Genomic DNA, 16042 nt, shown 5'->3' with positions numbered 1-16042 from the left:
GCTGGATTCAATCTTGAAATCTTCAAGGGAACCCTGCGCGTCAAATCCTGCGGAAGGAGCAAAAAACCGCTTCAGGCTGACATACACCACGTTTCATCATCTTCTCGGGCGCGAATTCGGCATGCTGCCTATGGATTCCCGCCTGCGCGGGAACGCCGAGCTTAGTGCGGGCTCATGCCGCAATGGAGCACAATTCGTCAGAGGAATGGCGGGCCAATTGGCGGAATGCTGCAGGTGCGACGCCAAAGCGGCGTGCAAAGGCCCGGGCGAAATGGCTGGCACTGGTAAAACCCAGCTCCAACGCCACGTCGATGACGCGCGCATTGCTGTCGATCAGCGCTTCGCGTGCCCGTTCAAGGCGCAGCTTCATCAGGTACTGGTGCGGCGGCATGCCGACCGACTTTGAAAACTCCCGCGAGAAGTGCGATTCGCTCATGGCGCACGCATCGGCCAGTTCCACGACTGAAATTTCATCCGCCAGCCGTTCCGCCATATACGCGAGGATTTTTTGCAGCCGCGAACCGGCCAGGCTGCTGTTGGCGGACGCCTCGGGCAATTGCGCGTGCTGCTGCAACAGGTAAGCCACCAGCGCCGACGTCAAATGGTCGCGGAATTGCGGCGCCCAGCCACCGGCCAGCGTGTCGGCTTCCAGCAGCTTTTGCGTGAGGTCCATGACGATGCGGTCCGGCGCAAACCAGTTGTTGCTCAACATCTCCAAGTCCTGGCCGCACGTGGCCGCCATCGTGTGCACGGTCGCGGTGGGAATGAAAATATTGACGATGTCGCAGCCGCTCATGCGATGCCAGCGCCCTTTCGCTCCCGGCATGCAAATGCGGAAGCGGTTGGCGCCGATCACGCCGCTCCATACGGGAGCATTGTCTTTCCAGATTTCCGACTGCACCGGCTCCAGCTGGATCGCAATGCGGTAACTGTCCGGATGCGGCACCAGCGTGCGCACCTGCGTATCGGGGCGGTCTGCTGTCCAGCGCACGATCACGGCGCCAGACGTGGGCAGCGGCCCGATACAGGCGCGCAGCGGTTCGGTCGCGCCGCTGAGCCTGAACCATTCCTTGAGCGCGTCGGGGGTATCCCATCCGAATGCATCCGTGAGCTGAGCCATGCTTATTCCCCCGAAAAAATCACCCGAAAAATTCACGCAAAAAATTCATCCAAATCGTATACCGTATATTAAAGTAACAATTTAAGCTCAACAAGACACCTTCGGCAGAAAGGCAACACTGCGGCATGCGGTATTGCATGCGGTATCATGGCGCATGCTTATCATCACCATTAAACAGGGGAAGGAAAAAAGCCTCCTTTCCGGCGACCCGTGGATTTATGTCTCCGCCATTGAAAAAGTGGACGGCAGGGATCGCAACAAGCCCGGCGTGACAGCGCTGGTTCAAACATCGTCGCGCCAATTTCTGGCGCGCGCGGCGTACAACGCCAAATCGCAGATCGCGGCCCGCATCTGGACCTTGCGCGAAGACGAGCCGGTCGACCATGCGATGATCAAACGGCGCGTGCAGGCTGCCTTTGCCGAGCGCGAACCGGCGTGGCGCGGTGCTGATCCGCAGGCGCTGGTGCAGCTGATCGACGGCGACAAGAGCGGTTTGCCGGGCCTGCTGGTGCACAGCTATGGCGGAGCAAGCGGCTATCTGGTGTGCCAGTTCAATTCCGCCGCCGTCGAACTGTGGAAAGTGGCGATTGTGCAGGCACTGATCAAAGCCACGGGCTGCAACAATGTTTATGAGCGCTGCGACAAATTGCTGCGCGAAGGCGAGGGCCTGGCGCTGTTCCCCCGTGCGCTGGCCGGCGAAGAACCGCCGCAGCGCATGATGGTGCTGGACGGCGGCAAACTGAAGCCGATGGATATCCGGACCGGTTTTACGTATCCGAAGTAAGCGCCGCCATATAAGGCGTGTGCTGCATGATTTGCTGCGTCACCAGCTGCAGCGAGTCTTTCAATTGCGCCACTTTGGCGCCGGCAAAGGCGGCTTCACTGGCCGCCTCGCCCTGCGCGAGGAATTCCAGGTCCTGGCATACGTCCGCCATGCGGAAAGCGCCGACACTGCGCGCCGCCGACTTGATGCGGTGCCCCAGTTCGCGGACCGCCTGCACTTCGCCGCGCGCCAGCGCCGCTTCCATATCGCGCAAGCCTTCCTGTGAACTGAGCAGGAATTTATAGGCGAATTTGCGCACCTTTTGCACATCGTCGCCCAGCAGCCCCGCCAGCACGGAAAAGTCGAATACCGCGGCTTCGCTACCGGCTGCCGCCTGCGTAACAGGCACCGGCTGCGCCGGCACAGCGCCCTGCGGCGCGCATTGCGGCAGCCACTTGGCGACGGTCCGGTACATCAGCGCCGGCTGGACCGGCTTGGAAATGAAGTCGTTCATGCCCGCGTCAATGCAGCGCATGCGCGCCTCGGTGGTGGCGGTGGCAGTCATGGCCAGCACGGGAATGTTCGCCAGCTGCGCATCAGCGCGGATGCGGCGCGTCGTTTCCAGCCCATCCATCAGCGGCATCTGCAAATCCATCAATATGCAATCGAAATCCGTCTGCCGCAGCAATTCCAGCGCTTCCACGCCATTGCTGGCAAGGCACACGGTGGCGCCGGTTCCTTCCAGGATTTCCTGGCCGATTTGCTGGTTGAACTGGTTGTCTTCCACCAGCAGGATGCGGGCCGTCTTCAGCGCCCCCATCAGGGCTGACGTGTGGGCGCTGGCCAGCAGCTCGCCCGCCGCGTCGCCGATCTGGTCGATCAGCGCCGGCAAGGTCTTGTACGACACGCCCAGGTGGGCAGTGAACCAGAACGTGCTGCCGACGCCGGGCACGCTGTGCACGCCGACGTCGCCGCCCATCAGCTGGGCCAGCTCTTTGCATATCGCCAGGCCCAGTCCCGTGCCGCCATATTCGCGCGTGGTTGACGCGTCGGCTTGCTGGAACGAGACAAACAATTTCGCCATTTCCTCTTGCGTCAGGCCGATACCCTGGTCGCTGACTTCGAAGCGCACCAGGCAGTCATTGGCGTCGCCAAACATCTTGCGCGCGCGGATTTCAATGCGGCCCTGCTCACTGAACTTGATGGCGTTGTTGGCGTAGTTAATCAGCACTTGCCCCAGCCGCAGCGGGTCGCCGACCAGCATCGGCGGCAACGTGGGGTCGAGGTCGAACACCAGTTCCAGGTTACGCGACGCGGCCTTCGGCGCCACCACCGTGGTCAATGTCTGCACCACCTGGTCCAGTGAAAAGTCGACATGCTGGATTTCCATTTTGCCGGCTTCGATCTTGGAAATATCGAGAATGTCGTCAATGATGCCCAGCACGTGTTCGCCGGCGAAGCGGATCTTTTCCAGGTAGTCGCGCTGGCGCGGATCGAGTTCCGTCTTCAGCGCCAGATACGCCATGCCGATCACGCAGTTCAGCGGCGTGCGGATTTCATGGCTCATATTCGACAGGAACTGGCCTTTGGCGACGCTGGCGGCCTCGGCCAGCTTCTTCGCGTGTTCCAGCTCCTTGTTCTTGGCTTCCAGCTGTTCTTCGTAACGCCGCTCGGATGTCACGTCGTGGTAAATCGTGACGAAACCGCTGACGGCGCCGTCGATGCCATACGTCGGACGGCCGACAATATTCATCACGACGCCTTCGGCACTGGTACGCGTGAAATTGTGCGGCTCGAATTTCAGGCACAGCGCCACACGGTCCGCCACGTGGTCTTCGATGTCACCCGGCCCATAATCGCCGCGTGCGGCGATGTAGCGGAACACTTCCGCCATCGTGATACCGGGACGCATCACACCGTCGGGAAAGCCCTGCAATTGGCAAAACGCGGGATTCCAGAAGCGGATCGTCAGGTCGCTATCAACGATGGTCACGCCGACAGGCATGTACTCCAGCGCGGCAGCCAGCCTGGGGAAATTCAACCTGATGAATTCTTCACTTTGCACGGTCGATTCCATTAGTCGATGATCCAGCTGCACTGATTGCTTCCTATTCCATGGTTCTGCGCCCACGCCCTACCACCGGGGCTGCTATCGCGCATTGATACATCATAAATCATCGCGCGATTCTGCACTGACGGGCCGTTGCATACCAGTCAATTCTTAACGAAGTACTTGGACTGCAAGGCTGCTGCGGAACGAACAGCCCTTTCTCAGATTGCAAAAATGATTGCCTTCCGGAAATTGCGACCTATAATAAAGTTGTGCACAGACTGAATAAACGTCTAACGCAACATCACCAGATGGAGGCGCGATATGCAGCTCAATGAGCCCATTTCCGTCCTGACACGTAAAGGACCGCCCAGGCCACAAGATGCGGTAACTCCGATCCCGGCCACGGCCAATTCGTTCGAGATGACGAGCGAAGATGACATCGGCGACACGCTGACCTTCCTTGCGGCGAGCGGCGAAGCCATCTCAATGTATGCGCCCGGCAACCGCGAAGCAATACTAGGCCGCATCCTGTCGGTGGACCCGGAGCAGCCGCATTTCGTGATGGAGTTGAACGAAGAAGTCGCGCTACCTTCCGGCAAGATCACCTTCGTTGCCTGCCTGCCGAACGCGAAGCTGCAATTCCGTCTGTCGAACCTGGACTGGAACTCGCTGCCGGATAGGCCGCGGCTGATCCCGATGGTCTTTCCCGAAACCTGCGCGGTGCTGAACCGGCGCGCATCGGATCGTGTGGAAACGCCGCTGGGGTCGAATTACACGGCGTCGTTTGTGATGAATGGCGTACCGCATGAGATGTCGATTTACGATTTCTCGCTGGGCGGGCTTGGCCTGCGCTGTGGCAAGCTGCAGGCAAAGGGTTTGCTCAAGGGGCGCAAGATGCGCGACGTCGTGCTGGACCTGGGGACGGAAACCATCACCGTCGCGGAAATGGAAATCCGGTTTACGCGTTCGTTCCGTTCATTCCTGCTGGGCGAGCAAGTGCACCTGGGGTGCATGTTTGTGAATTTGGAGAGTGCGACGGCGAGCAGGATCAAAAGCATTCTGGGGCAATTAGGGCATGCCTCGTAGCGGCGGGACAGCTGAATGCCGCTGAAGGGGACGACATCCCTTCAGCGTATGCAGATTGAGTGCACAGTCAGGGCTTGCTCAAAGGCGTTACCACTTGCAGCATCGCCGATAAATATTGCTGGGCGCCAATGTCATTCGGATGGCCCGCGGACGCGCAATAGCAGACAGGAAGTCTCAAGAGGTTTTTCTCATCGATGTTACAGGCCGCAAACCGGTTAACACGCTCCGGATCCTGTGCAATTGGCGGCGTCAGATCGACTCCCCACAACCACGCATCACTTGCCAATGCAGCGTTCTCGTCCTTAAACGGGACACTGGCGAACCGCACCCGGTGACCACCAAGGACAGTGTTCACGTCATTCACTGCACGCCGCAAGCAGACTGTCGACTTGTCAAAGAATAGATGGCAGTTGGCAATGACCTTGCTCCAAAGATGGCCATGTAACAGGGGAGGGTTTAACAGTGCCGGATTAAGCTGCAAGTTAACGCCAAAATTCAGCCCCAGGCCCAGCATATGGCTGATGTCCAGGCCGACCGCGGCACTGAGAAAGTGCGGCAGCCGTGCCGGATCGCTTTTCGCGCTCAATATGGGGAAATACCCAGGAACGACGATCTGCACCTTGTCCCCCTTGAATTTTTTCGCGACTTGGGTCAGCAAGGTCACCATGTCTTTATAGCAGCGCTCTTCGATCATGTCATCCAACCTGGCAGAAGACGTGCGCGGGTCAACAATGTTGAATGGATCGATATCATTGATGCCGCCGTTGACGATCACAATCGCTTCCTCGGCAAGCTGGCCCTTGAACATATCACACTGCGTCAATATCGACGGGTAGGGGCTCGGCACTTCACCATGTGCCTGCTTTCTGTTCGGGGCGCCGTCCACTCCGATGATAGCGCCGGAATGCGCCAGGATCGCCATATCGCGATTCAGAACTGGGGCCCGCTTATACCGGGCTTGATATAGCAGCGTGCAAAACTTCTGATCCAGAGCCAAGCCCTGCCCCCAAGTCACTGAATCGCCCAGCACCAGCATATCCATTTTGCCTCCTGCAGAAGTGATAATTAGAGAGATTTTAAAATTAAAAACTCGTGTAACCTTGAAAATACGACCAACGCACATAAAAGGCGGCATCATGGCTCTAAATCTTGGCCCTATTCTTCAATTCAGGGGAAATACCGAGGAATATCTGGTGAGCGCCCTTGTTATTCTTGATGCAGCGGATAAAGAGCCGAGATGTACTGCTGCCGGAGCCAAAGAGGTAACTTGCAAGGCGATTGCCACAATTCCATTTGCATTACCCACCATGACTGCATGGCGCATCGAATTCCATATAATACCTGGGCAGGCGCGCCAAATCGACTATGAAATTGAAGGTGAACGTGGCAGCTTTCTGGTCCCTGCCGCCGGGGAGACTCCTCGCATAGCGTATGGATCTTGCAATGGGTATTCCGACGCCAAGTTAATGAAAGCCGGCGATGATCATTATGAACGCTGGCGCCATTTGACCGACACCCATGCAAAGCAGCCTTATCATTTGCTTTTAATGGGCGGAGATCAGGTTTATTCGGACGGGATGTGGAAAGAAATCAAGGAAATGGCCGATTGGCTCGACCTGCCTGCGGACGAGCGCTTCCAGACGCCCTTAACCAGTTCCATGGCAGCGGAACTGGATCAGTATTTTTGCAAGATATATGTGGAGCGCTGGAATAAAGCAAAAATCGCCCAGGCGTTCCGCTCTATTCCCACTGTGATGATGTGGGATGACCATGACATCATGGATGGCTGGGGTTCCTATCCTTATAATTGGCACAATTCACCGGTATACCAAGGCATATTTGAAATTGCACGAAGATATTTCAGGCTTTTTCAATTGCAGTGCGATGCGAATGAATTGCATCCCGCAAGCATTAAAGGGGCAAATGGTTTTCATCTTGGCTTTCAGCGCCTGGGAAAAATGTCGCTGCTGGTTCCCGACCTGCGTTCGGAACGGCAACCGAAACCGGATCAAATTATTTCGCTGGCAAGTTGGGACGCCATTTACGACTGGATGGCAAACTGCCCGGATGAGCCGGCACGCCATTTATTGGTGATGTCCAGCATTCCTGTCGCCTACCAGGACTTGGGCACCATTGAAAAACTGCTGGGAGTATTGCCTGGTCAACAGGAACTGGAGGATGATTTACGCGATCATTGGTCTAGCCCGGCGCATATCCAGGAAAGAAAGCGTCTGGTCCATCGGCTGTTTTCCCATGCAAAAAGCAAAAGGGCCCGGGTTACCATCCTCTCCGGCGACGTGCACGTGGGAGCATTGTCTGTCATCGAGTCCACCCGTGATGCGGAAGCAGAGCGAGGTGAGGCTGTCATCAATCAGCTGATTTCCACCGGCATCGTCCACCCGCCGCCTCCAGCGCTTGTCCGGTACGTATTGGAAACCAATGCATCCAGTGTCGAACAAGTTGACCAAGGGATCACCGCTACCATGCAACCTTTGGCTGGCCGCAATCATTACTTAATCGGCGCCCGGAACTGGCTGGCAATCGAGCCGGATCCACAGAACCGGCTTTGGTGTAATTGGCATGTGGAAGGCGTTGAGACTCCACACACGAAAGTCATACATCCAGTCAAGGTCACCGCTGCGCCAGGGGAGAAATAGGATGACGGAAGAAGAACGCGCCTTTTTGAACCAGCAAACTGAGAAATGGCATTAAGCCAGTCAGCGCTCGGTTCGCCCCGTCAAAACAGCGCGTTCAGGAACAGAATTATCGGACCGAACTTGCGCTGCGAATACTGTCAATTCCCGCCCTGCCTCTGGATCATGGGGCTGCTTGCAGCCCGCTGCCGTACTTCGCCTTCTTCCGGCATACCGATGATCGATAGATGCCGCTGCATCAAGATCGAGCTCAACTTTGTTAGATATGTCCCTGCCTGGTCGCCGTTCTTGCTGGCAAAGTCATACCCAAGCTGTTCTATCTGAGCCGCGGCAGCGCGGTTTGTTCGCCACTTGCGCTGAAAATCACCACCCGTCGATACGGTGATCATGATCGCCGCTGTTACCGTGAATAGGGCCGCGATATCCTTGCGGATCTTGTCATCACTCAGGAATGATTCAAGTTTTAGTATCAGTCCCGATAACGCTCCCAATACTGCCGCAGCCCAGGTGAAGCCCCAATATAGGCTGCTCCATAGCGCCGCGATCTGCCGCGTCTCGTTGTAATTGCCAATCAACGCCAACGCAACCATTTTCTTTTCGGTGTCCGAGCTCTTTGTATACGGTAGCAAGAGTTCCTTCACAGGTTCTCCTCGCAGATGTCCGTTTGTCTCGCTGAAATACACTAATCCCATCGCCACGACGACAATCAGCGCTACCGCTATCGTTACATTTCGCCATTGCATTTCATTCCTCAACAGGGTACGGAGAATCCCGCCTAATTGTTATCATTTTGCTCTTGATCATCTACCAAATCTTCACGAAATGTAACAGTGGAAAAATTACCACATTGCCATTAGTTTAGGGCTACCGGCCTGAAACGAACGCCGCCACAGATTGTGCAAGTGCGTGGCCACGCGCAAGCGCCAGCAATAACTGGTTAGCCTTCGGCGTCTGCTGTGCCAACGACCATATACCACACCCGAAGCCCTACATCGGACGAAGAAATTGCCATCGTCCCGGTAACGTTCCTCAGTGTTTCGATGTTCAACGGTTTGATACCAGTGCGTGCCAGCCATTGGTTGACTTCGACCAGTGCTCGATCAATTCCAGCAGACTGATCGGTTTGACGAGGCGAAAAATCTCGAAATGCAATCATGTATGTCCTTTTAGATTTATATATCAACAACTACTCAAGCTTGAAATGTTTTCGGCTACTCTGGGCCGAACTCAGCCGATGACCTGCTCAATTTACGTGTCCGCTTTTGGCCGAATTGGGCCTATCCGCGTACCGCATATCCGGGGTTTCTACATTTCGGTTGAGCCTGGAAGAACATGACTAGGTCACGAACAGTTTTAACCTTACCGAAATACGGATTTGAACTCGAGCTTTCCAGGCTTCTACCCGTGCGTTGTTCGACTTCTTGCGCAACGTCGATGTCCAAGTCGTCGTCATCAAGATGAAGATCCTCCTTCAGTCTATCTGATGCTCGCACGGGAAATGCTGGATGGACATGGTCCAGGTTAATTTGAAGTTGTTCGTACACGGCACGAATTATCCAGGCGTCGACTTGTCTCGCATCAAAGGCACGTGCGAACTCGCAGATCGACTCACCTTCCCGTTCTCTAACAAGGCAACGAAGTTGTTCTTCAACTTGCTTCGTTGATCTACGGGCCATCAAGAAAGCGCCATAAAGCAGCAGTGCGAAAACTAAAGTAACAACGGGAGCTGAAACGACGCAATAAAGGAACGCTGCGAAGAGGATAGCTAAATACATCCAAAGCGCACGGCCTGCTTTTTTGCGGATGTACTTCGGCATATGTCGGGATGCGATTCGCATGCTGTTCAAATTAACGGGTTGCGTCGGTGGTGCGGTTCATTTTCATCTCGACGGGTAACTAAAGTCAGAGGCAGTTCTTGTCCGATTGTCGAAGTGATCGATTCAGCGACTGTTTTGGGCGCTGATGTTTCCATAATTAGCTTCTTCGGCCTTGATATTTGGCGGGAGCTCCCCCCACAGTTCTCGTCCGCGTATGAACATAACGCGCATTGAAAAGCCGCCTTGATAATTGCCAGGATTCTTCATGTACACCCAGTCCCTTAGCTCGCCTATCGGGTGACGATGAATTCGCTCCAGATATCCCGTGTGTGTGACCGGTGGTGTAAGGTACTTGACCTCCATGTCCTCTGCCGTGATGGCAAGGAGCTCCCCCCATAAGAATTCGGTAGTACCACTACTTGTCACGAATGGGACCTTCACTTGTACATGCTCAGCTGACTCAACAAAATGGCCGCGTAATTCTGTTATTGATTCACGCGCCTTCTCAACGGCTTCAAGCATCAAGGGGTCATCATCAGCGATATTCAGCGGAGGTACAATAGGTCGATTGCGGCCGATAAACCACCAATACGCCGCTGTGAGTCCTGCGACAGCTGCTATGGTGAATAGGAAGATTGTCATTAGCTAATCCAATGTGTTCTTACAAGTGTCCGCTTGTGGCCGTAAGCTGCCTTTGAATCTCAAAGCAAAAACCTGCCAGCCTTCACCTCAAGCAATTTGATTAATTCCGGCTGCATATACTCATACTCATCAGGGATATCCAGGCAAATGACGCGCTTTCCGTTCAGAAATTTACGAAACTTGGACGACAGCCGATTCCGGTGCGTTTTTTCCATTACGAATATGATGTTCGCCCATGCTATCTGTTCGGATGAAAGCGGCACCGTAGCATCGTTACCGAGCCCGGCCGAATCGGTCTCAACATCTGGCCAACTCGCAAATATGTGTTCAGCTGTTGGGCTTCTCAGCCGATTTTGGGTACAAATAAATAGAGCTCGCTTCATTGGAACTTCACATGGTCAAAGTCCGTTTACTGTCGGCAACCAGTGGCCGCTGCCATTGGGCTCTCTGAGGTTCGCCATAAACCACTGCCCGCACTGAGAGCTACTGTTAGTTGCAGCATAGCATCTTTACAATAGTTCACACCACCATTCCTATGACATTTTGTCAGTGAAATCCACCCGGTGCTCCTGAGCGGAGTCGGTCCGCTACAGGATCTCCGTTGAGCACCGCAGGCGCGAATAAGGAACGTGAAGATAGCAACCTGAAAAGTTAGCTAACTTCACCTATCCTGCCCGCGTTTTAAATGCTTTTACGCCAAGGCTGAACAACGACTTCGGCACGATTTTCTGCTTGGCCCACCTCAACGCACTCCGGCCACCTTCGCCGAACATGAAGAAAGCATGCCCCGGCATGCATTCAAAAGCGCACAGCAGCGAAGAAACTGCACCAACAGCGGATAAACGCACGCCACGGCATCGAGCGGCATACAACTGCAAAAAACAGCGGGACAAAAGCGCTACAGCCACGCTAAAACATGCAAAGAAATAGGACAAACGCCATGAATAAGCGCTTCACTGATCAGATCGGCGAGTGGGTCAAGCAACACGAGGAATGCCGGCGCGACGGCAACCTGGTTGCCTTCCTGGCCGTGAGGAATGACGTCGGCGCCGCCAGACGGGCGAGCTACACGGTCAAGATCATTTGGAAGCACATGCAGGCCCACCAGCGCATCGATTTCAGCTACGACACGTTCCGGCGCTACGTCCACTGCCTGATACGGGACACCGACCAGTTCAGCCAGCACGCCACCGAGGACAAAGCCAGCCCACAACCACCGCAGCAGCCAGCAATGAGAAATGCCTATGGCCCCTCCGTCAATGCAGAACCGCTGAATTTTTAAAACGAAAACAATATCATATTTGCAATACCAGAACCCGCACAGTACGGTGCATGACTTGGTACGCGGCAGTGAAAGCACTGGCTGGCAATGCTGGTCGCCGCCGACACATGGCAACTTACTTAAAAACGTCGGTAGATCTGACAGTGAACACCTCATTCGCCGCTCAATTCACCGGCACGCCGCAGTCTAGCTTGCTTTCACAGGCTGGCACTGGAATTGCAGAGGCTGAGTTAGTTTTCCCCATGTCGAGTCACGTATTCAGGAGGAACGATGCCTTTCACATTGCCACTACGTGCCTTGCGATACGCCTTCTCGTTATTCAGGCGCCAGGCGCTCCTCGCGGCGCTACTGCTAGTGCAGTCGCACGCCATGTCCACCGCGATACGCTTCCAGGTCGATACCACCGCGATTGCCAGTGCCGGCACGGTTCTGGCAATCGACCTGATCGGAAGCGGCATGCCCGCCAACAGCGTGACCATCACGGGTTTCGATGCACACGGGCCGACCGGCACCGCTTCGGCGCTTGGCGGCGTGGCCGGCCTGCTGCCCGGCGCCGTCACGCTGCGCGACGACACCGACTTCTTCAGCGAAGCCAGCCTCGTCATACCGGCGCTCTCGCCTATACTCGCCTTCGACCTCGTTACAACCGATAATCATTCGCCGGGTGGCTCTCCAGATTCCCTGTCCCTGCACCTGCTCGACATCAACGCACTAGCACCGCTATTTTCCACCTCCGATCCAACGGGTTCCGACGCGCTGTTCGTGCTGGCATTGGATGGCAGCGGATTCGGTGGGCTGTCTGTTTATTCGGCGCTGGGCGGCGAGGTCATCGTCAGCGCGGAATCACTGCAACAAAGCGTGCCCGAGCCGGGTACGTTTGCGCTGGTGATACTGGGACTGGCCATGCTGGCGCTGCGCCGCCGCATGCCGATGATTCTTGCTCTGGCCCTTTATGCAACGGGCACGGCACAGGCTGCTGAGCGCCTGGACGCATCGTTTACCTTCGCCAAAGGACCGGTGGTCTATAACCGGGTGACGGACACGTTTGACACGACCGTAACACTTACCAACCGCGGCGGAGAGCCGGTCACCGGACCATTGCAACTGGCCGTGCGTGATATCGCCACACCAGGTGCGACCGTCTATAACGCGGCAACCGTCGACAGCGAGGCTAATGCATGGGTGGACGTTCCTCTCGACACTGGTATCGTGCCTCCTGGCGCCAGCGCCACGGCAGTCGTCAAATTTATCGACCCGCAGCGCCTGCCGATCACGTACGGCCTAAGCGTACGCGGTACGGTCCTGTTGCCGTCGGCACGTGGTCAGTTACGGGTGCGCCCGGTCAATGGCGAAGGCAGAGAAACGCGCCCGGCAGGTCCTGGCGTCGAAGTACTTGTCAACGGAGTGCCGCGTGGCAAGACCGGTCCAGACGGCACACTTACCGTACTATGCGCCAGCGGAACGGCGGACGTCATCGCCCGGCTAGCACCGACAGCGGTAGGGGTGGCCACGTTAGAGGTACCTGTCGGGGACTTGGCGAATGTCGATGTCATCCTGGACAGCGACAAGGAAGTCTATTCCCCGGCGCAATTACGGATCGACCAGGTGCAGCAACGGCTGCTCGATGCGTCGTTTGCCACATGGAGCATGCGCTTCATGCTGCCAGGCGAACGCACAGCCCTCCTGCGCGACCTGGCTGGTGCAGACCTGTATGACAGAACCGGCAAGAGGCTACTCAGCCTTCAATCCCTGCTCAAACTCGACCAGGACGGCGTCGTACGGCCAACCAATCCTGAAGCACTGCGAAAGGTCCTATCGTCCCTACCCGGCGGCGTGGAACTGGAAGTGCGCGGCGCAGACAGCATGGGCACTGCCTTTTATGGGCGCCAGTCCTTCCACATGGGGCGCTACCATGTGTCGGGGCGCTTGACAGCACCGGCCTCCGTTCCGGGCCTGCCGCTGGGTGGCGTGCGGGTGATCGCGACCGTGCTCAATACGGACATTGTCCTCTCGACCGTCACTGCATCTGACGGCAGCTTCGTTCTGCCGGCCCTGCCCGGAGGGAACCTGCGACTGGAGGCACGCACGTTACAAGGAGGCCACACGTATCGGGGCGCGGGCGTTTTCACCGTGGTGAAGGACCTCTCCATAACATTGCCCCTGTTGTCACCCAATGACCCGATCTCAAAAAGCACGCCAGCCGCCACGGGCACCATCATGGCGAAAGCGGCTGCCACCGGCAACGCACGCGAGGACGCCACAACGACCGAGCAACGGCGAGAGCGCCAAGCCCAGTCGGCTGGACGCCAGCGCCAGCAATTACTGTCAAAAAATGTGACAACGTCCGCCGCAAACGAGGTGGCCGTGAATGTGACAGCCGGCGCCGAGGGTGCCGCCATTTTGGACAGCGCAACGCTGACAGTGCCAAAGGGAACGAAGCAGGTGACATTGACGTATATTGTTTCAAGCAGGGAATATCCCGACTACGTCACCGCCCAAAGCAAATTCAACGACATTTGGGGCGTAACAGTGCGGGCCGATGCCGATGGGTCGATCCTGTTCGACCAAACGATGCAGGTCAATTCGCAACTCGAAACACCTCCAGTATGGCAAGCCGACGGGACGACGGGCGAACTGACGCGCAGCTTTGACGTAACCCAACTTGCCAAGGAAGACTCTACCAAACTGACGCTGTCCGCCTTTGCCACCAACATCGGCGACGAAATTCTGCCGACCTCCGTGTATGCGAAGCTGGCTCCCAGCGCGCACATCGACATCAACGCCGTAAGCCCGGCGCCTGATGCCTGGGTTTCGCACAACAACGGCAGCTACTACAGCGTACCGCCTACGGGCCAAAACAGCACCTTCCAGCGCCGCTTCAACCTGGATGTCGTCAAGCCGGATGACGTGACAGTCGAAAACGTCAAGGTCGAGATGCTGGGCGCGGGCGACGATGCGCTCGTTCTTGACGAGGCGGTCGGCATGGACGCGAACTGGGTCGATGACCACACGCTGCGTGTCATTGGCACCTTCAAGAGCCACGCCTCCACAGTAACAGCGGCTCCGCCACCGACGAGTGCAACGCGCTACCGATTCACACTCAAGGCCAAGGACGGCGAAGGCAACACATTGGACGCGTCGAAAACCGATGTCGACAAACATCCACTATGGCGCATGCCATCCTCGCTGCCGCGGTTTGGCGGGCGGGACGCGGGTGGAGACGACTGGTGCTCCAAGGGCGCATACGAGTGGATGCAAGAGAACGCCGCAATGCTTGAGCCCGTCAACGACGTCTCGGGCGAGCATGGCAAAGATCTTGGGCACGCCAGCCATGCCAAGGGAACCGACATCGACATGTATCATTTTTACCTGTTCGCTGGCGCCAATGCGGATAGCGGCACGTCCAACTACGAAAAACTGGTCCAGCGCCTGCTTGACCTGCCCAAGCTCACCAGCACCAATGCGGCCACGCGCGCACAGGGCCAGGCGGCAAAGGCCGAAATCCAGTCCTGGATCGCTGCCACGCGTGCCGGAATCGACAAGCTCGCAGCTCTGGGATCGGTTACCCAAGTCGGCTATATCCGCAGCGGTCCCGGATCAGGCGCCATTTCCGGCGCTGACTGGGGGGCAGTCTTGCTGCGCACGGGGACGGTGACAGTCAACGGCAGCCCGTTCGACTTGGAAGTGGGCACATGGGACAACAGCAAATACTTCCCTTGGCCAAATCACCACCACCACGTCCACGTTACCTTGAATTTGGCGGACTAATGCGTGAGGTCTCTGCGCGCCATGCAAGCCATCGCAACGGCGCGCGCAGTTGGATTTGTGCAGGCATTACAACTCAGCTTCAGTTGCTTGTGACATACCTGCCCAAGAGCAGCAGCGATTATTGATGCTACCGCGACCGGCGCAGTTCCTTGTAGTGCGCTGCCACCATGCCGCAGGACAGCAACCCACCAAGCGCCAGCATGCTCGCAACCAGCCACGCAAAGCCTTCCACGAGTTCGGAAAAACTCAGAAATCCCATGGGGCCATGGGCGGCCGTCCGAGCAGACTCGCCTATAACGTAGCCGGAACACGCAACGTCAATAGCTAACAACATGGTCAAGCCAACCGGAGCAAAAAAGAACTGCGGCAGCCTGAGCAACAATGCTGCGGGCAGCATGCAACTGACGCCACCACCGGCGGCTGCCAGCGCCCAGGGAGGCAGCGAGCGAATTAGTTCGTCGGTTCCCCTGAACAGCGCCCACAACAAGAGCGTGACTATAATCTGCAAAAAGAAGATGGGACCGCCGCCGAGTTCAGTAAGCAGCAGTTCCCCAATCACAGTAGCCTTTTCGATCCAGGTTAAGTCAGTAGTCGCCTCCTTTTGCTCCTCGTCGATATCTACCTGATGATCAGAAAATGGCTCTTGGCTCACGACAGAAACTCCCCTGAGTTAGGAAACTTGAATCGCCACGAGTATTGTAGACACTCCTGAGCCATAATTTAGGGCAAAGTGATCCGCTTGGATTTCATGGACACTTCGCTGCCGAGAATTTGGTCGGCTAAGGGCCCGTTCCCCCCCCTTCAGTGACCAGCCTCCGAGCGAAGTCTTTTGGAGTCTGGTCCTTGAGAGTCATGTG

14 protein-coding genes are annotated in these 16042 nt (G+C 56.6%); 5 read left to right on the top strand and 9 right to left on the bottom strand.

The features are described from left to right. Window positions 1–172: 172 nt before the first annotated feature. Window positions 173–1120, bottom strand: coding sequence for a helix-turn-helix domain-containing protein (locus GM668_RS24870; RefSeq protein WP_155441672.1), 948 nt, complete (start codon window positions 1118–1120; stop codon window positions 173–175). Window positions 1121–1274: 154 nt separating this feature from the next. Between GM668_RS24870 and GM668_RS24865 the strand changes: the two genes are divergently transcribed. Then, on the top strand, window positions 1275–1904 hold the full coding sequence (locus GM668_RS24865; protein ID WP_155441671.1) for a class I SAM-dependent rRNA methyltransferase: 630 nt from the start codon (window positions 1275–1277) through the stop codon (window positions 1902–1904). Here GM668_RS24865 and GM668_RS24860 read toward each other — a convergent pair. Continuing rightward, a complete protein-coding gene (locus GM668_RS24860) occupies window positions 1888–3960 on the bottom strand; it encodes a response regulator (protein WP_155441670.1) in 2073 nt (690 codons plus the stop codon). The genes GM668_RS24865 and GM668_RS24860 overlap by 17 nt on opposite strands. Window positions 3961–4257: 297 nt before the next feature. Here GM668_RS24860 and GM668_RS24855 point away from each other — a divergent pair, with 297 nt between their 5' ends. Beyond that, complete coding sequence (locus tag GM668_RS24855; RefSeq protein ID WP_155441669.1) at window positions 4258–5022, top strand: flagellar regulator YcgR PilZN domain-containing protein; 765 nt, start codon at window positions 4258–4260, stop codon at window positions 5020–5022. Window positions 5023–5089: 67 nt separating this feature from the next. Here the strand turns inward: GM668_RS24855 and GM668_RS24850 are convergent, their stop codons facing one another. Continuing rightward, the gene (locus tag GM668_RS24850) at window positions 5090–6064 is read right to left on the bottom strand and encodes an SGNH/GDSL hydrolase family protein (RefSeq protein WP_155441668.1); all 975 of its coding nucleotides are present in this window, start codon (window positions 6062–6064) and stop codon (window positions 5090–5092) included. A gap of 94 nt (window positions 6065–6158) precedes the next feature. Between GM668_RS24850 and GM668_RS24845 the strand changes: the two genes are divergently transcribed. After that, window positions 6159–7679 carry an alkaline phosphatase D family protein gene (locus GM668_RS24845; protein WP_155441667.1) on the top strand — a complete coding sequence of 507 codons (1521 nt, stop codon included), beginning with the start codon at window positions 6159–6161 and terminating at the stop codon, window positions 7677–7679. A gap of 137 nt (window positions 7680–7816) precedes the next feature. Here the strand turns inward: GM668_RS24845 and GM668_RS24840 are convergent, their stop codons facing one another. The 5 genes from GM668_RS24840 to GM668_RS31345 all read right to left on the bottom strand — a co-directional run bounded on the left by GM668_RS24840 (window position 7817) and on the right by GM668_RS31345 (window position 10518). Continuing rightward, window positions 7817–8419 (bottom strand): DUF4231 domain-containing protein, encoded by a 603-nt coding sequence (locus tag GM668_RS24840; protein WP_155441666.1) that lies wholly within the window; start codon window positions 8417–8419, stop codon window positions 7817–7819. Between the two features lie 194 nt (window positions 8420–8613). Further along, a complete protein-coding gene (locus GM668_RS24835) occupies window positions 8614–8832 on the bottom strand; it encodes a hypothetical protein (protein WP_155441665.1) in 219 nt (72 codons plus the stop codon). Between the two features lie 121 nt (window positions 8833–8953). Continuing rightward, a complete protein-coding gene (locus GM668_RS24830) occupies window positions 8954–9493 on the bottom strand; it encodes a hypothetical protein (protein WP_229499884.1) in 540 nt (179 codons plus the stop codon). A 123-nt stretch (window positions 9494–9616) separates the two neighbouring features. Beyond that, window positions 9617–10135, bottom strand: coding sequence for a hypothetical protein (locus GM668_RS24825; protein WP_155441664.1), 519 nt, complete (start codon window positions 10133–10135; stop codon window positions 9617–9619). A 59-nt stretch (window positions 10136–10194) separates the two neighbouring features. Then, window positions 10195–10518 (bottom strand): low molecular weight protein tyrosine phosphatase family protein, encoded by a 324-nt coding sequence (locus GM668_RS31345; RefSeq protein ID WP_170305814.1) that lies wholly within the window; start codon window positions 10516–10518, stop codon window positions 10195–10197. 557 nt (window positions 10519–11075) lie between these two features. Between GM668_RS31345 and GM668_RS24820 the strand changes: the two genes are divergently transcribed. Then, on the top strand, window positions 11076–11417 hold the full coding sequence (locus GM668_RS24820; RefSeq protein ID WP_155441663.1) for a TraK family protein: 342 nt from the start codon (window positions 11076–11078) through the stop codon (window positions 11415–11417). A 270-nt stretch (window positions 11418–11687) separates the two neighbouring features. Further along, entirely contained in the window at window positions 11688–15185 is a 3498-nt protein-coding gene (locus tag GM668_RS24815; protein ID WP_155441662.1) for a PEP-CTERM sorting domain-containing protein, read from the top strand. A 127-nt stretch (window positions 15186–15312) separates the two neighbouring features. Here the strand turns inward: GM668_RS24815 and GM668_RS24810 are convergent, their stop codons facing one another. Next, window positions 15313–15837, bottom strand: a complete 525-nt coding sequence (locus GM668_RS24810; RefSeq protein WP_155441661.1) for a hypothetical protein — start codon at window positions 15835–15837, stop codon at window positions 15313–15315. Between the last annotated feature and the right edge of the window lie 205 nt (window positions 15838–16042).

The sequence above is a fragment of the Pseudoduganella ginsengisoli genome, from assembly GCF_009720865.1.
GTDB classification, from domain to species: Bacteria; Pseudomonadota; Gammaproteobacteria; order Burkholderiales; family Burkholderiaceae_D; genus Rugamonas; species Rugamonas ginsengisoli.
The sequence above is the reverse complement of the archived record's forward strand: the minus strand, read 5'-3'. Positions and strand labels throughout refer to the sequence as shown.